The sequence below is a fragment of the Streptomyces sp. JLSY215 genome (genome assembly GCF_059682825.1).
In genome coordinates, this window is record NZ_CM185022.1 from 3,083,397 (window position 1) to 3,109,297 (window position 25,901).

Annotated in this window: 12 protein-coding genes; 7 read left to right on the forward strand and 5 right to left on the reverse strand. The window is 72.0% G+C overall.

All coding sequences use genetic code 11. The annotated features are described in order from the left end of the window. The first annotated feature begins 3 nt into the window (after window positions 1-3). Window positions 4-1,854, forward strand: coding sequence for a glycoside hydrolase family 3 protein (locus AC5677_RS13770; RefSeq protein ID WP_497195330.1), 1,851 nt, complete (start codon window positions 4-6; stop codon window positions 1,852-1,854). 152 nt (window positions 1,855-2,006) lie between these two features. On the opposite strand, the gene AC5677_RS13775 is transcribed toward AC5677_RS13770, so the two are convergent. Beyond that, on the reverse strand, window positions 2,007-3,443 hold the full coding sequence (locus AC5677_RS13775) for a S28 family serine protease (RefSeq protein WP_497195331.1): 1,437 nt from the start codon (window positions 3,441-3,443) through the stop codon (window positions 2,007-2,009). Between the two features lie 104 nt (window positions 3,444-3,547). Beyond that, complete coding sequence (locus AC5677_RS13780; protein WP_497195332.1) at window positions 3,548-7,534, reverse strand: ABC transporter ATP-binding protein; 3,987 nt, start codon at window positions 7,532-7,534, stop codon at window positions 3,548-3,550. Window positions 7,535-7,719: 185 nt separating this feature from the next. Here AC5677_RS13780 and AC5677_RS13785 point away from each other — a divergent pair, with 185 nt between their 5' ends. Further along, complete coding sequence (locus AC5677_RS13785; RefSeq protein ID WP_497195333.1) at window positions 7,720-8,496, forward strand: hypothetical protein; 777 nt, start codon at window positions 7,720-7,722, stop codon at window positions 8,494-8,496. A gap of 57 nt (window positions 8,497-8,553) precedes the next feature. Here the strand turns inward: AC5677_RS13785 and AC5677_RS13790 are convergent, their stop codons facing one another. Further along, window positions 8,554-11,358, reverse strand: a complete 2,805-nt coding sequence (locus AC5677_RS13790; RefSeq protein WP_497195334.1) for a discoidin domain-containing protein — start codon at window positions 11,356-11,358, stop codon at window positions 8,554-8,556. Between the two features lie 343 nt (window positions 11,359-11,701). Between AC5677_RS13790 and AC5677_RS13795 the strand changes: the two genes are divergently transcribed. Together AC5677_RS13795 and AC5677_RS13800 are read left to right on the forward strand one after the other, a co-directional pair. Next, window positions 11,702-12,568 carry an ATP-binding cassette domain-containing protein gene (locus tag AC5677_RS13795; protein ID WP_497195335.1) on the forward strand — a complete coding sequence of 289 codons (867 nt, stop codon included), beginning with the start codon at window positions 11,702-11,704 and terminating at the stop codon, window positions 12,566-12,568. Then, window positions 12,540-14,741, forward strand: a complete 2,202-nt coding sequence (locus AC5677_RS13800) for a YhgE/Pip family protein (protein WP_497195336.1) — start codon at window positions 12,540-12,542, stop codon at window positions 14,739-14,741. The genes AC5677_RS13795 and AC5677_RS13800 overlap by 29 nt, the downstream gene beginning before the upstream one ends. Before the next feature lie 144 nt (window positions 14,742-14,885). Here AC5677_RS13800 and AC5677_RS13805 read toward each other — a convergent pair whose 3' ends face one another. Together AC5677_RS13805 and AC5677_RS13810 are read right to left on the reverse strand one after the other, a co-directional pair. Then, window positions 14,886-16,553 (reverse strand): thiamine pyrophosphate-binding protein, encoded by a 1,668-nt coding sequence (locus AC5677_RS13805; RefSeq protein ID WP_497195337.1) that lies wholly within the window; start codon window positions 16,551-16,553, stop codon window positions 14,886-14,888. A gap of 92 nt (window positions 16,554-16,645) precedes the next feature. Beyond that, window positions 16,646-18,091, reverse strand: a complete 1,446-nt coding sequence (locus tag AC5677_RS13810; RefSeq protein ID WP_497195338.1) for a sodium:solute symporter family protein — start codon at window positions 18,089-18,091, stop codon at window positions 16,646-16,648. 183 nt (window positions 18,092-18,274) lie between these two features. Between AC5677_RS13810 and AC5677_RS13815 the strand changes: the two genes are divergently transcribed. From AC5677_RS13815 to AC5677_RS13825, 3 genes are all read left to right on the forward strand, one after another. After that, window positions 18,275-20,047 carry a helix-turn-helix domain-containing protein gene (locus tag AC5677_RS13815; protein WP_497195339.1) on the forward strand — a complete coding sequence of 591 codons (1,773 nt, stop codon included), beginning with the start codon at window positions 18,275-18,277 and terminating at the stop codon, window positions 20,045-20,047. Window positions 20,048-20,250: 203 nt separating this feature from the next. Beyond that, window positions 20,251-20,634: a WXG100 family type VII secretion target gene (locus AC5677_RS13820; RefSeq protein WP_497195340.1), complete on the forward strand. Its 384-nt coding sequence runs from the start codon at window positions 20,251-20,253 to the stop codon at window positions 20,632-20,634. Window positions 20,635-20,705: 71 nt separating this feature from the next. Continuing rightward, on the forward strand, window positions 20,706-25,901 hold the full coding sequence (locus AC5677_RS13825; protein ID WP_497195341.1) for a toxin glutamine deamidase domain-containing protein: 5,196 nt from the start codon (window positions 20,706-20,708) through the stop codon (window positions 25,899-25,901).

Consider the following 25,901-nt stretch of genomic DNA (forward strand, 5'->3'; position numbering starts at 1 on the left):
CACATGCACTCCAGACGTACCGTCCTGACCACCGCCGCGGCCGCCGCGGCCGCCGCCTGTGCCACCGGTGCCGCCCCCGCCACGGCCGCCGGCGCCGGCATCGGACGCCAGCCGGACTCCCCCGCCTCCGGCACACCCGCCACGGCCACCGAGGCCCGGCTGCGCCGGCTCATCTCCCGTATGACGCCGGAGGAAAAGGTCGGCCAGCTCTTCGTGATGCGCGTCTACGGGCACTCCGCGACCGACCCCGACCCGGCCGACGTCGCCCTGAACCAGCAGGAGATCGGGGTCGCCAACGCCGCCGAGCTGATCGCCAAGTACCACGTCGGCGGCATCATCTACTTCGGCTGGGCGCACAACACCCGCGAGCCGCACCAGATCGCCGACCTCTCCAACGGCATCCAGAAGGCCGGCGCCGACCAGCCCGTGCCCGTACCGCTGCTGATCTCCACGGACCAGGAACACGGCATAGTGGCCCGGATCGGCGCGCCCGCCACGCTCTTCCCCGGGGCGATGGCACTGGGCGCGGCCGGGTCCCGCGACGATGCCCGTACGGCGGCGCGGATCGCCGGCGAGGAGCTGTACGCGATGGGCATCCGGCAGGACTACGCGCCGGACGCGGACGTCAATGTCAATGCCGCCAACCCGGTCATCGGGGTGCGTTCCTTCGGCGCCGACCCGCAGGCCGTGGCGCGGATGGTCGCCGCGGAGGTGAGGGGCTATCAGAGCGCCGGGATCGCGGCCTGCGCCAAGCATTTCCCCGGGCACGGCGACACCGACACCGACAGCCATGTGGGGCTGCCGTACATCCGCCACACCGCCGAGGAATGGGAGCGGCTGGACGCGCCGCCGTTCAGGGCCGCGATCGCCGCCGGCATCGATTCGATCATGACGGCGCATATCGTCGTCCCCGCCTTCGACGCCGACGAGGACCCGGCGACGCTCTCCCGCCCGATCCTCACGGGCATCCTGCGCGAACACCTCGGCTACAACGGTGTGGTGGTGACGGACTCGCTCGGCATGGAGGGCGTACGGGTGAAATACGGCGATGCCCGCGCGCCGGTTCTGGCCCTCAAGGCCGGCGTCGACCAGCTCCTCAACCCACCGGACCTCTCCGTCGCGCACGGCGCCGTCCTCAAGGCGCTGGAGGAGGGCGAGCTGTCCTGGCCCGATATCGACGCCAAGCTGCTGCGCATCCTGCTGCTGAAGGACCGGCGCGGCCTGTTCACCAACCCGTTCACCACGCACGAGGCGGTGGACCGGGCCGTCGGGATACGCCGTCATCTCGAAACCGCGGACCGTATCGCGGACCACACCACCACCCTGCTGCGCAACGAGGGCGGGGTGCTCCCGCTGTCCCGGCTCCGCGAGAACAAGGTGCTGGTGGTGGGCGTGGACGCGGCCCCGCCCTCGGGCACCGGAGGACCCCCGACGACGGTCCTGGCGAACACGCTCGGCGGGCTCGGCTTCACGGCCACCGCGCTCTCCACGGGGCTGACGCCGACGCAGACGCTGATCGACCAGGCGGTGGCGGAGCTGCGCGACCGGGACGCGGCCGTGGTCGCCACCTACAACGTCACCGCGGACTCGCCCCAGCGGCAGCTGGTCACGGCGCTGCTGGAGACCGGGAAGCCGGTGGTGCAGCTGGCGGTCCGTAATCCGTACGACATCGCGCAGCTGGACGGCATCACGGCGGCCCTGGCGAGCTATTCGTGGACGGATGTGGAGCTACGGGCCGCGGCGCGGGTGATCTCCGGCCGGCAGAAGCCGACGGGGAAGCTCCCGGTTCCGGTGATGCGGGCGGATGCCCCGGGCACGGTGCTGTACCCGATAGGGCATGGGCTGACGTACTGATGCGCGGCTAGCGAGGTGTGGCGATACGGAAAGGGCGCGCCCCACGCGGGAGCGCGCCCTGTCCGTACTGTCGGTCCGTACCGACGGGCCAGAATTCCGGGCCGTAATTCCGGACCGAAATTCCGGGCCGTGCCGCCGATGCGCTTACGCGCTTACGGCTGCAGCATCGGCATCCGGCGGATTTCCTGCCGGTCCAGCTTCCTGTCGTAGGGAGCCTGTGCGGTGGGCTTTGCGCCCGGGGTCCCCACGCCCGCCCAGTCGAGGAGTTCGGCGGTGGCCTTCGTCCGGTCGGCGTCCTTCAGCTTGGCGATGTTCGAGCCGTGGTTTCCGCCGGGCACGGTGAAGACATAGGAATCCCGGGCGCCCTTGCCGAGCCGGAAGTGCTCCGAACTCCACGGGTCGTACTGGCCGTTGACGAACATCATGCGCGTCGCGTGATGACGCACCCAGCGGTCGACATCGGGCATCGCGCGACCGTCGAAACGCATCGGAATGTCCTTCGGCACAAACGTCCGGGAATTGTTGATCCCCGGGTACTTCAGCAGATCCTTGAGCTGCGGATAGCCGTAACCGGGCTCTCCGAGCTGGGTGCCCGCCTGGTAGTAGTACGGGAGGTACGGCTCCATGCCCTGGTCCGTGTAGCTGCCGAAGCCGCCGACCTCGTCCATCCACTTCCACAGCTCGTCCGTGGAAACGGTCGGCTTGGGAACCTTGGCGCAGGCGGTCTCGGCCGGCTGGTACTGCCAGAACCCGAACACCAGGTCCGTGACCATGACCTCATAGGCCCGGTCGGCGCTGCCGACGGTCTTGAAGGTCTGCTTCTCCTTCGCCGCCCACGCCTCGAACCGCTTGACCATCTCCGTCCGCCGTACCAGCGCCTCGCGCTCGATGGCGGCGAGGTCCGTGCGGCACTGCGCGGTCCCGACGGTCGTGAAGAACCGGTCGTACGCCGAGTCCTCGTCGTTGTTCACGTCATTGGGCGCGACATAGGCGACGGTGCCGTTCATGTCGTGCGGGAAGAAACGGCGGTAATACGTGGCGGTCATACCGCCCTTGCTGCCGCCGGTGGCGATCCAGTTCTTGCGGTAAATGCGGTGCAGCGCGGTGAAAAGGCGGTGCTGATCGGTGGCCGCCTGCCGGATGTCCAGCTTCTTCCAGTCCGTGGGCTGCGGTCGGGACGGTGTGAAGTAGCGGTATTCCAGGGATATCTGATTGCCGTCGATGATTTTCGTCGGCTCGCTACGGGTCGGCGTGGTGCTGACGTTGTAGCCGGAGGTGAAGAAGACCGTCGGGCGGTCCACGGACTTGTGCAGCAGGGTCAGTCGCTGCTGGAACGTGCCCTTGGAGTGGTCCCGGTGGTCGGTCCACTGGGTGTAGTTCAGGACGAAATAGCGATAGCCGTCGACCGGCTTCTCCTCGATGAGGCTCATCCCCGGAATCGCAAGGATCCGGTCCTTGATGTCCTTGTCTTCATTGACGGTTGCGCTCTTCGGCTCGGCGGCGGTGGCCGCCCCTGCCGTGGCGCTGCCGGCTCCTGCCGTGCCTATGAGCACGACGAGTGACAGCACCCATCTGAAGGCCTTGCGCATACACCCTCCCCTTGGGATAGCAAAGGTCGGGCTGAACTTATCGGCGCAACGGGGCCACCACCAGCCCCCTTTGTCTGCTCATGGGGGGCCGGTGGCGGACGCGGTCAGACAGCGACCGATTCTTCCCCTGCCTTCGACGGGGGCGCCCCGGCCCCGCCGGTGAAGGCGCGCCACAGCTCGGCGTACCGGCCGTCCCGGTCGAGGAGTTGGGCGTGGGTGCCGTCCTCGGCGACCCGGCCCTGGTCCATGACCACGACGCGGTCGGCGCGGGCCGCGGTGGTCAGACGGTGGGCGACGACGAGCGTCGTACGGCGGCCGACGAGGCGGTCGGTGGCGTGGTTGACGACGGCTTCCGTGGCGAGGTCGAGGGCGGCGGTGGCCTCGTCCAGCAACAGCACGTCGGGGTCGACGAGTTCGGCGCGGGCCAGGGCGAGCAGCTGGCGCTGGCCCGCGGAGAGGTTGCGGCCGCGCTCGGCGACCTCGTGGAGGTAGCCGCCGTCGAGGGTGGCGATCATGGCGTGCGCGCCGACGGCGCGGGCGGCGGCCTCCACCTCGGCGTCGGTGGCGTCCGGGCGGCCGTAGGCGATGGCGTCGCGGACCGTCCCGGCGAAGAGATACGACTCCTGGGGCACGACGCCGAGCCGACGGCGGTAGTCGGTCAGGTCCAGGTCGCGCAGATCGGTGCCGTCGACGCGGACGGCGCCCGAGGACGGGTCGTAGAACCGCGCGACCAGTTTGACCAGGGTGGATTTCCCCGCGCCCGTCTCACCGACGAAGGCCACCGTCTGACCTGCGGGGATGGCCAGGTCTATACCGGCCAGCGCCTGCTCGGCCTGGTCGTCGTGCGTGCCGTAGTGGAAGTGCACGGCGTCGAAGGTGATGTCGCCGCGCAGCGCCGGCACCTCGCGCGGCCGCTCGGCGGCCGGGGTGGTGGTCGGCTCGCGCAGCAGTTCCTGTATGCGGCCGAGGGAGACGGACGCCTGCTGGTAGCCGTCGAAGACCTGGGAGAGCTGCTGTACGGGGGCGAAGAACAGGTCGATGTAGAGCAGGTAGGCGACGAGGGCTCCGGCGGTGAGCGTGTGGGAGCCCACCCGGTCGGCGCCCACGATCAGCACCAGGGCCGCGGCGACGGACGACAGCAGCTGGACGAACGGGAAGTAAAGGGATATCAGGAACTGCCCGCGTATCCGGGCCTGGCGGTAGGCGGCACTGCGGGAGGCGAACCGCTCGGCGCCGCGCCTCTCGCGCCGGAACGCCTGGACGATCCGCAGTCCGGCGACGCTCTCCTGGAGGTCGCCGTTGACGACGCTGATCCGCTCGCGGGCGAGTTCGTAGGCCTTGACGCTCTGCCTGCGGAAGAAGTACGTGCCGATGATCAGCGGCGGGAGGGTGGCGAAGACGACCAGGGCCAGCTGGATGTCGATGGCGAGCAGGGCGACGAGTATCCCGAAGAAGGTGAGCAGCGACACCACTGCGGTGACCAGGCCGGTCTGGAGGAAGGTGGACAGGGCGTCCACGTCCGTGGTCATCCGGGTCATGATCTTGCCGCTCAGCTCGCGCTCGTAGTAGTCGAGCCCGAGGCGCTGGAGCTGGGCGAAGATCTTGAGGCGGAGGGAGTAGAGGACCCGCTCGCCGGTGCGTCCGGTCATGCGGTTGGAGCCGATCTGGGCCGCCCACTGGGCGACCACGACGATCAGTGCGAGCACCGCGGCCGTCCAGACACCGGCCAGCGCACCACGGCGGACGCCCTCGTCGATGCCCTGCCGGATGAGGATCGGGACGAGCAGACCCGCGAGGGCGTCCACCCCGACCAGGGTGAGGGCGATGAGCAGTGGCCCGCCGAAGCCGTGCAGCAGCCGGCGCAGCCCGTAGGAGCGCTCGGGGCGCACGGCCAGGTGCTCATCGATGTCCGGTTCGTCGGTGGCCGGCGGCAGCGCCTCGACCTTGGCGAGCAGCTCGGGTGTGGCGGGCAGACCGGCCAGCACGGCCCCGAAGCCGGGGCCGCCTGCCGGGGGTGCCGCGGGGCCCTGTCCGGCGGTGTGCGCCGCGGTGACCGGCGCGCGGCGGACCCACAGCTCGGGGGTTATGGTGCCGGCGGACGCACGGTCGGCCGCGGCGCGCTCGGCCGGGTCCGCCGCGACCGCGTCGGCCTCGAGCTCGTCGACGCCCAGCGCGTCCGCCTCGAACTTCAGCAGGCCGGTGGCCACGTACTCGCCGCCGAAGGCGCCGGCCAGCTCGCCCGCCGGATCGGCCTCGATGCCACCCAGCTCATCCGGATCGGTCAGCAGCCTGCGGTAGAGCGGACAGCGGAGCTCCAGCTCCTCCTGGGTGCCGATGTCGACCAGCCGGCCGCCGTCGAGAACGGCGACCCGGTCGGCGAGCGCCAGGGTGGAGACGCGGTGCGCGATGAGCAGGGTCGTACGGCCCTGCATGACGCTGTGCAGCGCCTCGTGGATCTCGTGCTCGACGCGGGCGTCGACCGCAGAGGTGGCATCGTCCAGGACCAGCAGCCGGGGGTCGGTGAGGATGGCACGGGCCAGGGCGACGCGCTGCCGCTGGCCGCCGGAGAGGGTCAGCCCCTGCTCGCCGACCTTGGTGTCGTACCCCTCGGGCAGCTCGGAGATGAAGCCGTCGGCCTGCGCGGCGCGGGCGGCGGCGCGCACCTGCTCGTCGGTGGCGTCCGGGTGGCCGTAGGCGATGTTGTCGCGTACGGAATCGGAGAACAGGAAGCTGCTCTCGGGGACGAGGCCGATGGCGGCCCGCAGCGATTCCAGGGTCAGATCGCGCACGTCGTGGCCGCCGACCAGGACCCGGCCCGCGGAAACGTCGTAGAAGCGGGGCAGCAGCAGCGAGACCGTGGACTTGCCGCTGCCGGAGGTGCCGACGACGGCGACCGTCTCACCGGCTTCGATCCGCAGCGAGAAGCCGTCGAGGACGGGACGGAGGGCGGCGGGGGCCACGGCCTTGTCCGCGCTCTCGGCGGTTTCCTCGCTCTCGGCGCTCTCCGCCGCCTTGGTGTTCTCGGACTGCGCCGGTGCGTAACCGAACGTCACCGCGTCGAATTCGACGGTCGCCGGGGCGTCGGCGGGCAGCTCGTATGCGTCCGTCCGCTCCTTGATCGACGGCTCGGTGTCGATCAGTTCGTAGACCCGCTCCACGCCGGCGCGGGCCTGCTGGCCGATGGTCAGCATCATCGCCAGCATCCGGACCGGTCCGACGAGCTGAGCGAGATAGGTGGAGAAGGCGACGAAGGTACCCAGGGTGACCTGCCCCTGCGTGGCCATCCAGCCGCCCAGGGCCAGCATCGCGACCTGACCGAGCGCCGGTACGGCCTGCAGGGCGGGGGTGTAGCGGGCGTTGAGGCGGACCGTCCGCAGCCGTCCGGCGAACAGCCGACGGCTGACCTCGCGCAGCTTGCCGGTCTCCTGTTCCTCCTGCCCGAAGCCCTTCACCACACGGACGCCGGTGACCGCGCCGTCCACCACGCCGGCCACCGCGGCCGCCTGGCCCTGGGCGTACCAGGTGGCGGGAAAAAGGCGGGCACGGCTGCGCTTGGCGATGAACCACAGGGCCGGGGCGACGGCCAGCGCGACGACGGTGAGCAGCGGCGAAAGGATCGTCATCACGACGAGAGAGATCAGGAAGAGCAAGACGTTCCCGATCATCATCGGGATCATGAAGAGCAGGCCCTGGATCAGCTGAAGGTCGCTGGTGGCACGGCCGACGACCTGCCCGGTGCTCAGCTCGTCCTGCCGTCGGCCGTCGAGCCGTGCGATGGCGGCGAACATCCTGGTCCGCAGATCGTGCTGGGCATCGAGCGCGAGGCGGCCGCCGTAGAAGCGGCGGACATAGGTGAGGACGTAGACGACGACCGCGGCGATGACGAGCAGGGTGGCCCAGGGCCCGATGGACCGGTCGTGCTTGACGATCACATCGTCGATGATCAGCTTCGGCACGAGCGGTACCAGCGCCATGACCGCCATCCCCGCGAGGGAGGCGCCCAGCGCGAGCAGCACGTCTTTTTTGTACTGCCAGCAGTCGCGCGTCAGCCGCCGCGCCCAGCCCTGTCGTCGCTCTTCCGTCCCCGCCACCGATGCCTCCCGCATCTCGACCTCTGCCAACAGTCACCAACAGCGCAAGCAGCGAATTTCATCCCGCTGCAACAATCCGGGCCGGGAATGGGGGATGTCCCTGATCCGGTGTCGGGGGCGGCTCAGGGTCGGATGCGGGTCATCCCTGATGGTCCGGCGACCGCGCGTCGGTCACGCTGAGTGACATGAAGCAACGGATTCGTCGCCGGCTCGCGGCGGCACTCGCAGGCGGCGCCGCCGCCATGGCCCTGATCGCCGGCGCGGCGGCCACGCCCGCGGCGGCCGCCGCGCCGCCCACCCCGCGCCCCGCCACCCCGTCCGGCTCCTCCGATTCTTCCCACTCCTCCCACTCCTCCCACTCCTCCGACCCCTTCGACTTCCGGGACTGCCCCGCGCTGCCGCCCGGTGTCGACGCCGCGAAGTGGCGGTGCGAGGTCTTCGTCATGAAGAGCAGCCTCACGGTCGGCGCGCTCCACGTGCCGGAGCTCGCCCCCATGACCGCCACGAACGCCGAAGGCCCGATGCCGGACGGCAGCCGGGGCCAGGTCTTCGGCGGGATACGCTCCGCGGCGACGCGGGCCGGCGGGCAGCTGCGCATACAGCCGCGGTACGCCGGGTTCTCCGACTTCTACTCCGACGGGGTGCACAGAGGCGCGCTCGACATGAAATTCCGCGTGCTGCACCCGCTGCTCGGCGAGCACTGCACGATAGGTGCGGACACCGACCCGATGGCGCTCCGGTTCCTGCAGGAAGGCAGCACGGAGTGGGTCTCCAAGGAGCCGCCGGTCCTGAAGTTCTCGATCCACGACAACACGTTCGCTGCACCACGCACCCACGGCTGCGGTCCGCTCGGCACGGCGCTCGACAGACGGCTCGGCCTGCCGGCGCCCTCCGGCAGCAACGAGATATCCGCGACCGCGGTCTACACCTTCCGCTCGTACGCGAAGCAGCCGGTGGGCTAGGTCTTCCCGGGCCAGGTCGGTCCGTCCGGAGGGCCGGATGAGACCACGGGCTGTGGCCTACGGGTCGCCCACGGGGGCACGGTGGACGGTCAGCTCCGTGATGCCCGGGTGGGGTGACGCGTGCGCGCCGCCCGATCCGGTCTTCCCGGCGTGCAGCACGATCCGCACGTAGCGGGCCGGGGTCCGTCCTCCATAGCCCGTTCCCGTCCAGTGCCGGCCGTCCGCCGAGACCTGTGCGACGTAGGACTTCGGGCGGGTCGCGGTCCAGTGCGGGGTGATCTGGCCGATGGTGGTGGTCCGGCCGAGGTCGACGGTGAGGGTCGCGGTGGGGGTGCTCGGGGTCCAGGCGGTGGCGGCGTTGCCGTCGACGGCTGCGGCCGCGTACAGGCCGGGTTCCTCGGAGGTCGCCCTGGCGGGTGCGCAGCGGGCGGCGTCGGAGGTCGCGGCCAGGTCGGGGCGGCGGGTCTTGAGTACCGCGGGCAGGCCCCGGCTCACGACCTTCTCGCCCTCGGGGGTGGCGATCCGCATCGGCGCTCCGGCGGTCAGCCGCACGGTGGTGTGGTGTGCGCCGATCGCGATCTCGTACGTCCGCCCCTGCCAGCGCAGGCCGTGCAGGATGACGCCGTCGGACAGCTGGGGCGGCAGCATCGGGTCCAGGTGCAGCTGGTCCTCCGCCATCCGCAGGCCGGTGAATCCGTGGGTGAAGGTCTGCAGGAAGCCGCCCTTGCCGGTGAGGAAGTCCTGCGCGGGCCGCCCCGCGTGCGGGTCGTCGGCGCCTGCCTTGCTGCCGCGGGCCTCGGAGAACTGCGCGAACGGGCCGCGGACGAACGGTTTGATGGCGCGCAGCAGGTAGGTGTAGGTCGAACAGCCGGCCTCGCCGATGCCGGCGGCGTCGATGGCGTGCACCGAGTCCGTCATGGCCGGGCCGTCCGGGTCGGTGTGGGCGGCGTAGAAGTCGAGGGTGTCGGCGGCCTGCTGGCGCGACATGGGCCAGTGCAGCGGGTACATCAGCAGCACGGTGTCGGCCTGTTTGATGGTGGTGCCGCGGTAGCCGGCGTACTGCTGGAAGACCTTGTTGCGGGCGTCGTAGGGGATGCGGAGCCCGTCGGCAATGGTCTTCCAGGAGGCCGGGGCGTGTTCGCCGAGCAGTGCGGCGGCGCGGCGGGCGTGGCGCAGCGCGGTGGCGGCGCCGGCGTTAGTGAAGACGCCGTCGGTGACGCCGTTGCTGTACTCGTCGGGTCCGGCGACGTTCTTGACGGAGTAGCTGCCGTCGGCGTTGCGGGTGGCGCGCGAGGCCCAGAAGGCGGCGATGCCCTTGAGTACCGGCCAGCCGCGCGAGCGCAGCCAGGCGGTGTCCTTGGTGGCCAAGTAGTACTGCCAGGTGGCGAGGGAGATGTCGCCCATGAGGTGGTTCTGGGTCTTGCAGTGCGGCGGGTCCCAGCTGTGGCACTCGTTCCACAGATCGCCCTTGCTGCCGCTGGTCCAGGAATAGAAGAGGCCGTCGTAGCCGAGCTTCCGGGCGTTGGCGCGGGCGCCGGCCATGGTCCGGTAGCGGTAGTCGACGATCGACCTGGCGAGCCGGGGGTGGCCGGCGAGGAGGCCGGGGTACATCCAGGTCTCGGCGTCCCAGAAGATCTCGCCGGCGTAGTTGTCGCTGGTCAGGCCGGTGGGGCCGATGCTGTTGCGGTTGCCGGCGCGGGTGCTGGAGAGGAGGCCGTACTGCGCGGAACGCACCCAGGACTGCAGGTCGCGGTGCCCCTTCACCTCGATGTCGGTGCGCCACAGCCGCCGCCAGGCCGCGGTGTGCCGCGCGAACAGGGCGTCCCAGCCGCGGTCCGCGACGTGGCGGGAGGCGGCGCGCGCGGCGGCGCGCGGGGAGCGGGCGGTGAGCGCGGTGTCCACGCCGACGTACTTGGTCAGCTCGTACGAGTGGCCGCTGCGCACGGGGAAGGTGAGGCCTTGCCGGTTGCTCAGCGGGGCCGGCCGGGAGGTCCGTGGGGCCCTGGCGGCGTGGATGCCGGGGCCGGGGCGCAGCGTGGATGCCACGGCGCCGTCGGTTCCTGTGCCGTTGGTGCGGAAGGCGACGTCCATGGTGCCGTCGGCGGTGCCGGCGCCGGTCCGGGTCATCCGGCGGGCCCCCCGGCCGTCGAGGATGTCGGTGACGGTGGCGGCGCCGGTCCAGTGGGGTGTCATCGTCAGCCGTACGGCGCCGGTGTGGGGGTCGTCGCGGTCGGCAAGGACGTCGTAGACCAGGTCGGTGGTGCGGCCGTCGGCGGCCTTCCAGGTCAGCGAGGTGCGCAGGAAGCCGCAGCGGAGGGAGAGCGTCTGGCGGTAGTGGGAGATCCGGCCGGGTGCGGTGGCGGCCGAGAAGGTCTCGGGGCGGGGGCCGCCGGTGGTCACATCGAGCGTCGTCCAGGTGGGGATCGCGGCGATGGCCTGGCGCCCTGCGACGCTTTTCGGCCCTTTGGCGTAGAGGCCGGAGACGAAGGATCCGTCGTATGCGGGGGTCTTGAGCGGCCAGCCGGTTTCGCCGCCCGGGGCCGCGTATCCGGTGCCGTTGGGCGGCACCCGCTGCCCGAGGTAGCCGTTGCCGAGGAAGGCGTGGTGGGTGTCCCGGGGGTCGATCCGGGTGGCGGTCGCCGTCCAGCCGGTGTCCGTGCAGCCCGGGGACGGTGCCGGCGGCCCGGCCGATGCCGCGGTGGGTGGCGTTGCCGGCGCCGAGGCCGGCGCGAGTACGGCGACCATCGCTGCGGCGAGCAGCGGAGCGGCCAGGTGGCGCGTCCGTCGGGCCGCGGACCGGGGCTGCCGCCGCCGTACCGGGGCCTGCGGTGACGCCTTCACGGGGTGGGGGGAGTGATCCATGGTTCTCCGTCGTACGTGCGCGGCCGCCCGTACCCATGTTCCGGCACAGACGCCCTGAACACCGCCTCGGATCTCGCGAGTGCCGGGCGGAAAGCCCCCCGGCACGACCGCGGCACGGCCACCGCACGACCGCGCCGGCACCGCGGTACCACCGCGGCACGGCCGTGGGCACGCAGGCCGCTCCGCGGACCTCGCGAACGTTCAGAGCACCTTAGGACCTCACCCCCATCCGGGTCACGCCGTCCCTCGTCCGGAATCGCACCCGCCAAAGCACCCCGATTGGTCAATAGGGCCACACGTACGGCACACTTTTAGACTGACCAGTCAGAACAAAGGAGGGGTTGTGGACACCACCCGTCAGGGGGCGGCGGTCAACGCCAGGGGAATCGGAGTGGAGGGCCCACGGGGGTGGGCATTCAGAGGTGTCGACATCTCCGCGGACCCGGGCGCGCTGATCGCCGTCCTGGGCCCCTCGGGATCCGGCCGTACGTGTCTGCTGCTCGCGCTCACCGGGCGGATGCGGATCACCGAAGGGCAGGCGACGGTCGCCGGGTTTCCGCTGCCCAAGCGGATGGGGGCGGTGCGCGGCCGTACGGCGATCGCGCACGTACCCGGCGTTGCCGATCTCGAACCGGCTCTCACCGTCGGTGAACACCTGCAGGAACAGGCCCTGTTGGGCCACCGCGTCAAGGGCTCGCTGCCCTGGGGACGGCGCCGCAAGGAGGCCGCCCGGACCAGGATGGACGCCGCACTGGCGGCGGCCGGGCTCGATGCCGACACCCTGCCCAAGGGCCTGCGGACGACGGTCCGCGATCTGGAGCGGCTCGAGGCGCTGCGGCTGTCCCTCGCGCTCGCGGTGATGCACGGCCCGCAGCTGCTGGCCGTCGATGACGTCGATCTGAAGCTGTCGGCGGCCGAACGCGCCCAGGCCTGGGAGCTGTTGCGGGATCTCGCGCGGGCGGGCACCACCGTCGTCGCCGCGGGCAGCGACGCCCCCGCGGACGCGCTGATCGTCCGTACGGCGCCCCTGGACACGGGGCGGACCACCGGCACCGGGCAGGCCACCGGCACCGGAAGGACCGCGGCCGAGCGGACCGCCCCCGCCGAGCGGACCGCCGCCGAACCGGCCGCCGCCGACCGGCCCCAGAACTCCGGTAACGAGGACAAGGAGGAAGCACCGCATGCGTTCGCCGAAACTGGCCGCGCTTGAACTCAGGCGTTTCGGCAGGGGAAAGCTCCCCCGGCTGGGCCTCGTCGCCCTGATGCTGATCCCCCTGCTGTACGGAGCCCTGTACCTGTGCTCCTTCTGGGACCCCTACAGCCGCCTCGACAAGATCCCGGTGGCCCTCGTCAATGACGACCGGGGGGCCACCGCCGACGGCAAGAAGATCACCGCGGGCGCCGATCTGGCGGAGAACGTCAAGGACAGCAAGACCTTCGACTGGGAGGAGGTCAGCTCCGCGGACGCCGCCAAGGGCGTCGAGAACGGCACGTACTACCTGTCGCTGACCGTCCCGAAAAACTTCAGCGAGCGGATCGCCTCCAGTTCCGGCGACTCCCCGGAGACCGGCGCGCTCCAGGTCCGGACGAACGACGCCAACAGCTACATCGTCGGCTCCATCTCGAAGACGGTGTTCTCCGAGATACGGGCCAAGACCTCGGCGAAGTCGTCGCGGGCCTTCCTCGACAAGATCTTCGTGTCGTTCTCCGATCTGCACGACGAGACGGCCAAGGCGGCGGACGGCGCCGGGAAGATCGACAAGAACCTGGGGAAGGCCAGGAAGGGGTCCGGCGACCTCGCGGACGGGCTGGGCAAGCTGGACCAGGGCTCCGGCGCGGTCAGCAAGGGCGCGGGCGACGTCAGCAAGGGCGCCGGTGACCTGAGCAACGGCGCGGACAAGCTCAACAAGGGCGCCTCGCAGGCCGTCGGCAAGGCCCGACAGCTCAGCCAGGGCGCGGGCCAGGTCGCGGACGGAACCCAGCAGCTGGCCGAGAAGGTCCAGGGGATCGCCCGGAAGGACCTCCCCTTCCTCAGGGAGCACGGCGCGGAGATCGGCCGCAAGGCACGCATCGTCGCCGACCTCACCCAGGCTCTCGACGATGACCTGGACACGCTGCCGGACAACTCCGCCAGGGCCGCCACCCAGGCACGGCAGAACGCCGACGATGCCGCGAAGCTGTACCAGGAGCGCTGCGGCGCCCTCAGCACCGACCCCGACTGCACCAAGCTGAAGGGCATCGCGGACGGCACCGCGCTGGCCGCCGACGCGGCGGAGAAGGTCAACGACACCATCGCCCACACGGACTTCGGGCAGCTGCGCACCAAGCTGCGGGAGCTGCACCGGGGTGCCGAGATGGTCGCCGACCAGGCACCGGGCATCGCCGGCCGCGCGGACACCGCGATCGCGCAGATCAACCGGCTCAACGACGGTGCCCACAAGGTCTCCCAGGGCGCCGGACAGTTCGCCGACGGCATCGTCGCGCTCGCCAACGGCAGCGGTGACCTGGCCGACGGCGCCGGCAAGCTGTCGGACGGGGCCGGCAAGGTCGCCGACGGCGCCGGCAAGGTCCACAGCGGGCTCGGTGACGCCAAGGAAGGCGCCGACAAGCTCAGCGGCGGCCTCTTCAAGCTCAAGGACGGCGCCAACCAGCTGGCCGACGGGCTGCACACCGGTGTCGCCAAGATCCCGGACTACGACAAGAAGGACCGCGACGCCCGCACCGAGGTGATGGCCGACCCGGTGGAGCTGGCCGCCAAGTCGATGCACAAGGCGCCCAACTACGGCACCGGTCTGGCGCCGTACTTCATCCCGCTGTCCCTCTGGGTCGGCGCGATGGTCGCGTTCATGCTGCTCCAGCCGCTGGGCAAGCGCGCGCTGGCGGCCGGTGCGCCGGGCTGGCGGATCGCGCTCGGGTCCTGGCTGCCCGCCTTCGCCATCGGCGTCGTCCAGGTGCTGGCCCTGATGGCCGTGCTCCACTGGGGTCTCGGCCTGGAGATGGCGCGCTCGGCCGCCACCATCGGCTTCCTGCTGCTGGCGACGGCCGCGTTCACCGCGATCATCCAGTTCCTCGGCGCGCAGTTCGGCCCGGCGGGCCGGGTGCTGACCCTGGTCGTGCTGATGCTGCAGCTGACCTCGGCGGGCGGCACCTACCCGGTGCAGACCAGCCCCGGTTTCTTCGCCGCCATCCACCCGTTCCTGCCGATGAGTTACGTCGTGGACGGTCTGCGCCGGCTGATCACCGGCGGCGACCTCGGCATCGTCTGGCAGGGCTCGGCGGTGCTTGCCGCCTTCACCCTCGGCGCGCTGGCGCTCACCGCGCTGACGGCGCGCGGCCGGCAGGTCGTACGGATGAAGGACCTGCACCCGGAGCTCAGCCTGTAGCCGGGTAGCCGTGTCCGGGACGCCCCGCGTCCCGCATCCGGCAGGAGGGGGGCGGCGCCACACCTGGCGCCGCCCCCCTTCCCGTTGCCGCCCGCAGGGGCCGGCCCTCCAGGGCCTTTCCGACCCTGACCCATCGGACAGGCCCTAGTTGCCGCCCGTATGGGTCGGCGCGAACATCCGCAGCCGGGCCGGGAGGACGACCACGGAGGGGCCGGGCGCGGCCAGCGCCGCCGCCAGGTCCGTCCGCAGCCGCGCGGGGCTCGTACGCACCGCCGGCACCCCGAAGGACTGCGCGAGGGCGACGAAATCCGGCCGCGCCAGCTCCGTGGCGGTGGCCTCGCCGAACGCGTCGGTCATGTACTCGCGGAGGATGCCGTAGCCGCCGTCGTCCACGATGAGCCAGGTGACCGGCAGGTCGTACTGCCGGGCGGTGGCCAGTTCGGCGACGGAGTACATGGCGCCGCCGTCGCCGGAGACGGCGAGCACCGGCCGGCCGGGGTCGGCGACGGCCACACCGAGCGCCGCCGGGAAGCCATAGCCCAGGCCGCCGGCGCCCTGGGCGGAGTGCAGCGCGTTCGTGCGCCGGGGATCGAAGGCGGACCAGGCCCAGTAGGCCAGGATCGTCATGTCCCAGCAGCTGACCGCGTCATCGGGGAGCGCCTCCCGGACAGCGGCGAGGATCCGCTGCTCGAACTCGAGGTCCTGCCCGTCGATACGGTCGCGGACGCGGGCCAGGAGGCCGGCGGCGGCCGCTTCGGGGTCGGCGCCTTCGGGCACCGCGCGGGGCGGCCGCGCGGCCACCGCCGTCAGCAGCGCGCCCAGCGCGAGCCGGGCGTCCGCGTGGATGCCCAGCGCGGCGTGGTTGGACTCCAGTTTGCCGAGGTCCGCCTCGATCTGCACGACCCGGCCGCGTGGCCGGAAGGTGTGGTAGTTCGAGGAGAGTTCGCCCAGCCCGGAGCCGACGACCAGGAGGGTGTCGGCGTCCTCCAGGAAGTCGGTGGTGTGCCGGTCCTCCAGCCAGGAGCGGAGCGAGAGCGGATGCTCCCAGGGGAAGGCCCCCTTGCCGCCGAAGGTGGTGGCGACCGGCGCCCGGAGGTGCTCGGCGAGCGCCAGCAGCTCCGCCTCGGCTCCGGCGCGCACGACGCCGCCACCGGCCAGGATCACCGGCCGCCCGGCACCGGTCAGCCGCTCCGCGGCCGCCTCGATCAGCTCCGGGCGCGGCGGCAGCTCCCGGGGCCGTACCTCCGGCGCGGTCACCGGCGGCACGTCGACGGCGGCCAGCAGCACGTCCTGCGGAATCTCCAGCCACACCGGCCCGTGCGGGACGCTCAGCGCCGACTCCCAGGCGGCGGCCACCGCGGAGGGGATCTGCGAGGCCGTACGGGCCGTGTGGACGGACTTGACCACGCCCCGGAACGCGGCGCTCTGGTCGGTGAGTTCATGCAGATAGCCGTGCCGGCCGCCGCCCATCCCGGCCAGCGGGACCTGGCTGCCGATGGCCAGTACGGCGGCCGAGGCGGCGGCCGCCTCCTGGAGGGCGGCCAGCGCCATCAGCGCACCGGGGCCGGTGGAGACCAGCAGCGGCGCGACACCGTGCGTGGTGCGGGCGTAGGCGTCGGCGGCGAACCCGGCGTTGTTCTCCACCCGCAGCCCCACATAACGCAACGGGGAGCGGCGCAGCGCGTCGAAGATCCCCAGCGCGTGCTGTCCGGGGAGCCCGAAGACGGTGCAGGCGCCGAGGGCGGCCAGGGATTCGACGACCAGGTCGCCGCCGCTGCGCCGCGGCTGCGCCGGGTCGGGGGTGGTGCTCATCGGTGGGTGACTCTCCGTCCCGTGGTGCGTGTACGCGGCCTGCCGGCCGCCCGTTCTCGATCGCCGCTCGGGCGCGGCGCGGCCCCGGCGCCTCAGACGCCGGACAGCTGCGGCGCGGCGTCCGCCCGCCCGGCCAGCCGAGCCCGCCAGGCCTCCAGGACCGCCGCGTCCGTGGGCTTGGTGAGCAGGCTGACGACCACGTAGGCGAGCAGCGAGGCGAGCAGCCCGTAATAGATGGGCTCGTTGGCGAGGACGCCGAGGGAGAGCATCAGGGCGACGACGGTCACGCCGCCCGCCGCGACCGAGGCCAGCGCGCCCGCCCCCGTGCCGCGCTTCCACAGCAGCCCGCCCAGGATCGGCACCAGCAGCCCGCCGACCAGCAGGTTGTAGGCGACGGTGAGCGCCGCGACGACATCGTTGAGGGAGATCGCGATGCCCATGACCAGGACGCCCATCAGCAGGATGAACGCCCGGTTCCCGGCCACCTCGTCATGCCCGGTCCGTCGGCCCGCGGGGCGCCGGCGCGCCCAGATGTCGTTGTTGGCGACCGTGGCGCAGGCGATCAGCGCGCCCGAGGAGGTGGACATCACCGCGGACAGCGCCGCCGCCAGCACCAGCCCGCGGACGCCCACCGGCAGCGCGTCCTTGACGATCGTCGCGAACGCGTCGTCCGGGCTGCCCAGATGGGGGTAGAGGACCTTCGCCGCGGTGCCGATGACGGCGCCGGCGAGCGCGTACGCCAGACAGTACGTACCGGCCGCGACGCCGCCCAGGCGCGCCACCTTGTCGTTGCGCGCGGTGAACACCCGCTGCCAGATGTCCTGCCCGATCAGCATGCCGAAGGAGTAGATCAGGACGTAGGTGAAGACCGTCTGGCCGCCGATGCCCAGCGGCGCGAAGTAGTCGTGCGGCAGCCGCGCCTTCATCTCGGCGAAGCCGCCCGCCTTGATGACGGCGATGGGCAGCAGGAGCAGCAGCACGCCGATCGTCTTGACGACGAACTGGACCATGTCGGTGAGGGTGATCGACCACATCCCGCCGAGCGTCGAGTAGGCCACCACGATCGCGCCGCCGAGCACGATCGACACGGTGCGGTCGAGGCCGAAGAGGACGTCGAAGATGGTCGCGTAGGCGAGCGTCGAGGTCACCGCCAGCATCAGCGTGTAGGCCCACATGACCACGCCGGAGATCAGCCCGGCGGAGCCGCCGTAGCGCAGATCCAGCATCTCGGAGACGGTGTAGACCTTCAGCCGCGCGATCCGCGCCGAGAAGAAGACGCTCAGTGCCAGCAGTCCGAGGCCGATGGTGAAGACCATCCATGCGCCGGAGAGTCCGTACTGGTAGCCGAGTCCGACGCCGCCGATGGTGGAGGCGCCGCCGAGCACGATCGCCGCCATGGTTCCGGAGTACATCGCGGGGCCGAGGCGGCGCCCGGCGACCAGGAAGTCGCTCTTGGAGGTGGCGCGTCGCATGCCCCACCACCCCATGGCGAGCATTCCGGCCAGATAGAGCACGATCACCGCATAGTCGACAGCCATGGGCCATCCCTTCCAGCTGCGCCGAGGGGGAGAGGGGTGTGTGGCGTGGGGGTGACGGGCGCCCGGCGAGCGGGGGGAGCCGGCCGGGCGCCTCGTCTTCGGGGTTGACCCTAGGAGGCGGGAAAGCGGCGCTGAAGTGTACGTTTCCGACTGCCACAACCCTCCGATGTGGATGGTCCGTACATGCCGCACCCATCGCACCCCATGCCCGCACCGTCCACCCCGCCGGTCCCGCTGGCGGATCTCCTCGCCCGCACGGATCTGGGGCTGCGCCAGATCGCCGGTCCCCGTGAGGGCGTCGCGATCCACTGGGTGCACACCTCCGAGATGGCCGACCCGGTGCCGTACCTCCTGGGCGGCGAGATGCTGCTGACGGCGGGGGTGCATCTGGCCGAGGTGGCCGGGGGCGCGGGCGAGGACCCCGACGCCGCGCTGGAGGCGTACCTCGACGGCTATGCGGCCCGCACGGTGGCCGCCGGCGCCGCCGCGCTCGGCTTCGGGATCGCGCCGGTGCACGATGCGGTCCCGCGCGCCCTGGTGGCGGCCTGCGACCGGCACGGGCTGCCGCTCGTCGAGGTCCCGGCGGGTACGCCGTTCACCGCCGTGGAGAGCGCCGTATGGCAGGCCGTGACGGAGGCCAGGCACCGCGAGCTGACCCGGCTCAGCGAGGCCCAGCGCGCGCTCGCCGCGGCCGCCGCCCGGCCGGACCCGGCGCCCGCCGTGCTGCGCGCGCTGGCCCGCCACGTCCACGGCTGGACCGCGCTGCTGGCGCCGGACGGCACGGTGCACGGCACCGCCGGGCCCGCCCCCACCCCGGCCGTACGGGCCGCGGCGGACCGGCTCGCACGGGTCGTCGGCGGGGCCGGGGCGGGGCCGGGCGGCGGGTCGGGAGCCGTCGGTCGTGCGGGCGGCGGCGGTCGTGCGGGATCCGGCAGTGCTGCGGGCGGCGGGCCCGGAATCCGTACCGGCTCCGCCACCACCGGCCCGTCCTCGGCCACCGACACCCTGCCGGGCACCCACCTGTCCGCATACGCGCTGACCGGCCGCTCCACGGACGCTTCCGCAAGTTCTCGGCTCTGCTCGAACAGGGGAGGCTCCGTTCCGCTCGCGCTGGTGGTCGCCGCCGATCCGCACGACCCGCCCGCGCACACCATCGCCGGGGTCGCCGCCGTCCTCCTGTCCCTGATCACCGGCCCCGCCGCCGGTACCGGCCCGGTCGCCGCCGGGCACTCCGCGGCCCTGGTCCAACTCCTCCTCGGCGCCCGTCCGGCCGAGGTCGCCCCGCTCCTCGGCCACCCCCGGTGGACCGTCGTCCACGCCCGGCGCCGCCGCGACACGACGGAGCCGGCGACCGCGCTGGCCGCGGCGCTGGGCACCTCCCTCGTGGCCCCGGACACCCCGGACACGGATGGTTCGCCAGGCAAGGAGGCGACGGGTCCCGCCGCGCTGAGGGCCCTGGTCCCCGGGGACCGCGAGATCACCGCGCACCCCGGCTGGACGCTCGGCGTCAGCGCCCCCGTCCCCGTCGAGGAACTCCCGGCCGCCGACCGGCACGCCGCCACCGCCCTGCGCCGCGCCCTCGCCCAGCGCGCCTCCCTCGTACGCCACCGCGGCCCCGGCCCGCACAGCGTCACCTCGCTGATCGCCCCCGACGACGCCCGACAGCACGCCGAGGCCCTGCTCGCCCCGCTGGCCGACGCCCCCTCCCTCCTCGTCACCCTCCACCACTGGATTTCGCTGCACGGCAGCTGGGACCGCACCGCGAGCGCCCTGGGCATCCACCGCAACACCGTCCGCCAGCGCATCGCCCGGATCGCCACCCTCCTCGACACCGACCTCGCCGACGCCGACGTCCGGATGGAACTGTGGTTCGCGCTGCGCTGCCTGGACCGGGACGAGGAGCCGGGAGACGGTCACGGCAGGGGCGGTCAGGGCACGGCGCGAAACGACGACTGACGCGACCGACGCGACCGACGCCCCGGCATAACAGATTCCACAACGCCGTCCGTGCGCATCGCCGTATGGACGGATCGGTCATCCCTGCATCAGTAACACCGTTGTGACAGACCACCTCTTGAGCAAAGTGGACCCTCTAGAGCTAAGATTTGCCCAACATTTTGCTGTATGTGGCGACGCACAAGGGGACCGGGGGAGGCGCCGTGGCCGGAGACGGACTACAGGCCGACATACCGTCACTGAAGGCCGGGGGAAAGGACTTCACCAGCGTCGGGCAGCGGTATCAATCCGCGGTCGGGAAACTGAAGAACGCCCTGACGGGCCTGGAGGGCCAGGACACCCCGCCGTGGGGCGATGACGACATCGGCGAGAAGTTCGGTGTGGTCTACGAGGGTCTGCGCGACGGCATGTACGAGTCCATGGGGCATCTGGCCGCCAAGCTCCAGGAGATCGGCGGCGCCCTGAACACCATGGCCGACAACCATCAGGCCGACGAGGACTTCAACGACTCCCTGATGAAGCAGCACGTCGCCAACGCCGAGGCGAACAGCCAGCAGATCATCGCCCTCAAGTCGCCCAACACCTGAGGGACCACCCGCTTTTCCTTTCCGCACCGCCCGCCATCATCAATGCGTCGCAATCCGGGGGGATTTCCGCCATGTCGCTCATGCTGCCGGACTGGCTCGAATGGGTCCTCGAGATGCTCGGCTACGACTGGCCGACCGGCGACGAGGACAAGATGATGGAGTCCGCCCAGCACTGGCGGGACTTCGCGGCCACCGTCGAACAGCTCCAGGCGGACGGCGTCAGTGCCGCGGGCAACGTCCTCTCCGCCAACTCCGGCGACAGCATCGACGGCTTCAGCAAGACCTGGGACAAGTTCGCCGACGGCTCGGGCTATTTCAATGACGCCCGCACGGCCGCCGAGATGATCGCCGTCGCCATGGACGTGGGCGCGGGAATCATCATCGGGATGAAAGTCGCGGTGATCGCCCAATTGGCGATCCTCGCGGCGGAAATCATCGCGGCCCAGGCTGCGGCCCCGTTCACCCTGGGACTCTCCGAGATCGGCGCGGCGGGCGCCACCCAGGCCACCCGTCTGATCGTGCGCCGCCTCCTGAAGGAGGCCCGCGAGGCGCTGGTCGAAGCGATCACGGAGACGCTCAAGGAGCCGGCGATCTCCGCTCTGGAGGCGATGATCTCCGACGCCATCGCGCAGGGCATGAACATGAACTTCGGTGCCCAGCAGGGCTTCGACGTCAACCGTAGCCTCAAGACCGGCGCCGACGCGGGCGTGGACGCGCTCAAGAACTCCGGCCAGACGTTCGCCGAGTCGCTGCGCGACGGCGCCGGCGCCAAGGCGGGACACCACGCCCGCAACGGGCTGGACCACGCCGCGGGACGTGGCGGGGGCGAGGACGGCGGTGGGGACGGCGGCGGCTCGAACGAGAGCAGCGGCTCCAACGAGAGCAGTGGGTCGAACGAGACCAGCGGGTCCGGGAGCGGCAGCGGTTCCGGGAGCGGCAGCGGGTCGGGGTCGGGGTCGGGCAGTGGTGGGTCCGGGACCGGCTCGGGGAACGGTTCCGGAAGCGATTCCGCGGGTGGCGGTACCGGCTCCGGAACGGGCACCGGCAGCGGGTCCGGGGACGGCGCCAACGGCAGCGGCTCGGGGAGCGGTTCCGACGGCGGCGGCGCGGGGTCCGGCAGCGGTTCCGGGGAGTCGAGCGGCGGCTCCGGCGGCGCAGGCACCGGATCGGGCGGCGGCCCCTCGCACACACCACGCCCGCAGAGCGACACCGGCGCGGACGGCGGCTCCGGCAGCAACCCCTCGTCCGGCTCCGGTTCCACCTCCGACGGCGGTGGCAACTCGGACGGCGGCGCCAACTCCGGCCCGGACGGCGACCGCAGCGGCCCCCGGGCGCAGCCTCTGCCGCCCCCGGACCAGCGGACCGCCTTCGACGAGGGCTACACGGGCGGCAACAACCACAATCCGTACGGCGACTCGGGATCCACTCCGGGCTCGGGCTCGACGCCGGACTCAGGCTCGACGCCGGACTCCGGCTCCACGCCCGACTCCGGGTCGACGCCGGACTCTGGCTCGCCCCACGAGGGTGGCCCCACCCCGGACCCAGTCAGCACGCACCCGACACCGGACACCACACCCGACGCAGCGCGCCCGGACTCCGACCAGGTCAGCACCCACCCCACACCCGACACCACCCCCGACGCGGCGCGCCCCGACCCCGACCCCGACCAAGTCAGCACCCACCCCACACCCGACACCACACCCGACGCAGCACGCCCCGACCCCGACCAAGTCAGCACCCACCCCACACCCGACACCACACCCGACGCAGCACGCCCCGACCCCGGCTCCGACTCGGGCAGTGCCCAGCCGTCCCCGGGCCCGTCCGCGCACCCGGACTCGGCGCCGTCGCCCGTCCCGGGCCCGTCCCCGGTGCCCGACGCCGGCCCTGCCCCGGACCATGCGTCGCCGGACCAGTCGCCCCCGAGCCAGCACACCGCCCCGCCGTCCGACGGCCCGTCCCACGAGGTCGGGGGGCAGCCGCAGCAGTCGTCACCCGGGCCGATAGCCGGCAACCCGCCCAGCAACACGGACAGTTCGCCCTACGGTGACGGCAATGGCAACGGCAACGGCTCGCAGCACGGCGACAACGCCGGCGCAGGTGGCGGCCGGCCCGCCACACCGCATATGAGCATGCCGTCCCAGGGCGCCCCCGCACCTCACACGTCCTCCGGCCCGCCCATCGGCCAGCGCGACCCCTCGCCCGGCGACCCCATGCCGCACGACCGCGGTAACGAGGAAGGCACCAACCTCCAGTCCGCGGACACCATGACCGCGCCCCCGCCGACCCAGCACACGGCGGACCCCGGCAGCGGCACGCCCTCCACACCACAACAGTCGCCCCAGAGCACCCCGCAGGCCACCGGCCCGGTGATGGGCATGCCCGGCGCCATGCCCCCGCAGGGCGGCCCGGCGACGTCCCCGTCCGGTTCGCCACGCGGCGGCACCCCGTCGCCCACCGGCCGTCCCGGGGCCGCGCCGTCGGGCCGTCCGGACGGTTCGCAGCCGTCCCGCGACACCGGTGGATCGCGTCGCCCGGAGGGCCCGCGCAGCCCGCGGAACGACCCCCGAAGCGACCGGCCCTTCCAGCAGCAGCGGCCCGCCACCGCACCGCCGCGCCCCGGCAGCACACGCCCTGACGCGGCGCGCCCCGACACGGCTCGTCCCGACGCCACGCGCCCGGACCCCGGCCGCACCACGCCCCGACCGGACGCTCAGCGGCCGGGGACCCCCGCGGACCCGTCACGCCCCACCGACCGCCCGACCGGCTCGGACCGCCCGAACCCGTCGCACCGGCCCACGGACACGGGCCGACCCACGGATACGAACCGCCCCACCGCCACGGACCGCCCCACCCCGTCGGACCGCCCCACGGACACGAGCCCCAACCCTTCGGACCGGCCCACCAGCACAGACCGTCCCACCCCGTCGAACCAGCCCGGCACCACGGACCGCCCCACCGACAACCGACCCACCGACGACCACCCCACCACCGACGGACCCGCCAACGACCGCCCCACCAACGACCAGCCCACCGGCGACCACCCCACCACCGACGACCACCCCTCCAACGACGATCCACCCCCCAAGCACGACAACACCCCGGATCACACCCCCGAGGGTCACTCCCCGGACGACCGCTCCCCCGACGACCACGCCCCCGAGCACCGGCCGGACTCCGACCCCACCCCCGCCTCGGAGACCCGCAACCGCGAACGCCCCGGCGGCCTCGAAGGCCCCACCGACGAGCACCAGAACAACGTCGAGAACAGCGTCCCCAAGGACGACAACGGCGAGCCGCAGCGCCACCCCGACCCCGACGACGGCAACTGGGTCAACTCCATCAACGACCCCGGCCCCGACGCCCCCGGCCGCAACAACAACTGCGTCGACACCGCCCTCGCCACCACCGACACCTTCTCCGGCAACCCCACCGCCGCCGCCCACCGCACCCCCGACACCAACCCCGACGGCACCCCCTCCGACCGCGGCGAAACAGGCGGCCGCGACCGCATCGAAAACACCCTCGGCGCCCGCTTCAACGACTACGGCAACGGCAAAGACGCCTTCAACCGCCTCGAAAACACCCTCCGCGAATCCGGCCACGGCTCACAAGCCGTCATCATCACCCAGGACTCCAACGGCCGCGCCCACGCCTGGAACGCCGTCAACCACAACGGCAAAATCACCTACGTCGACGCCCAAACCGGCCAACGCAGCAACAAACCCCTCCACGACGGCACCAACGGCGTCCACGCCATCCCCCTCGACCCCAACCGCCGCCCCGTCAACGACAACACCCCACAACACGACCGCAACACCCAAGGCGACCGCCGCCCCGCAGCCGAACCCGCCGGCTACGACGGATCCTCGGACGTGGACATGGAGGACGCCGACCACGACCCGTCCGACGAATCCTCTGACGTGGACATGGAGGACGCCGACCCCGAGTCGGCGGAGAACACCCGGGAACACCGCAACTCCGACCTGCCCGAGCCCGAGAAGGCCCTGGATCACCACGCTTCCCTGCCCCCGGACTCGGAGCAGCAGGGGATCCGGATCGACCCGAATCACCCCGACGCGCCCCAGCACCATCCCGTCCACCGGATCGGGCTCGATCCGGTCCACGACCGCATGCAGGACTGGGCGAACGACGGAAGCCTCGCCGATCTGCTCCAGCGGGCCGCCGACCGCAAGGCCGCGGCCGACGCCGCCAGGCAGCACAACGCCAAGGACGGCAACGACACCGTCGAGGTCCCGCCGACGGCCTTCACCGAGCGGGAACTGCGCGAGGTGCTCGGCAAGGACTTCGCCGACATGAACGACGGCCAACGGGGCGCCGTCGTAGCCACTCTCGCCCGGATGAGCCAGGCGTTCCACGAGGACCAAGGCGTCGGCCAGAGCCCGCAGCGGGCCACCGATGGCGAGAACCCGTACCACGGCACCCCACCCCGCAAGAAGGACGGCAAACCCGACCCCATCGAGCAGAACGTGGTCTCCGCAGCCGCCCACTCCCGCGAACAGTCGAAGCCCTCGGGGTCGTGGCCGGAGACGTACCGGGAGCCCGGCACACCGGAGCGCCAGGCGCTGACGGACCTTCGCGACACCCGACACCCGAACCTGGCCGACCGCCCTCTGACGACCGCACACGTCAACCGGCTCCTGCGTGAGGCGGGTTCCACCAGGCCTGACTTCTCGGGCCGGAACTATGCGGTCGTCGAGGTCGTCGACAGCAACGGGAACAGCACCTACGTGGTCGACTCCTCCGTCCCGGCCGGAACCTCCGGCTACACCCCGCGGCATTCCGAGCGGCACCTGCTGGAATGGGTCGAGCGGCTCAACACGAGCCAGGAGGCGAGCGGCCAGGGCACGTACCGGATCGCGGGCTTGTACACGGAACGCGAGCCGTGCGGTGAGGGCCTGGGGCACGCCCACTGCACCACGGAGATCCAGAAGCGTGCGCCCTTCCCCGTCTACTACAGCACGACCTACCGGACCGATCCGGACGGCCAGCCGGGCCGCGATGAGGAACGTGCGCGCCTCCAGAAGGAGCGCCAAGACCTCCTGGACAGCATGGAAGGCCAGTCTGACGCCGCCAAGAAGGCAGCGCTCCGCAAGGCCCAGCTGTCCGACTCCAAGATCGACGAGCGGGTCAAGGACCACCGGCAGCCGCGGGAGCAGATCATGGACGAGGAGATGGACCGTCACCTGCGGAAGGTGGGCCAGCTGTGGGCGACCACCCGCACCCATATGCTGCCCAAGAAGTAG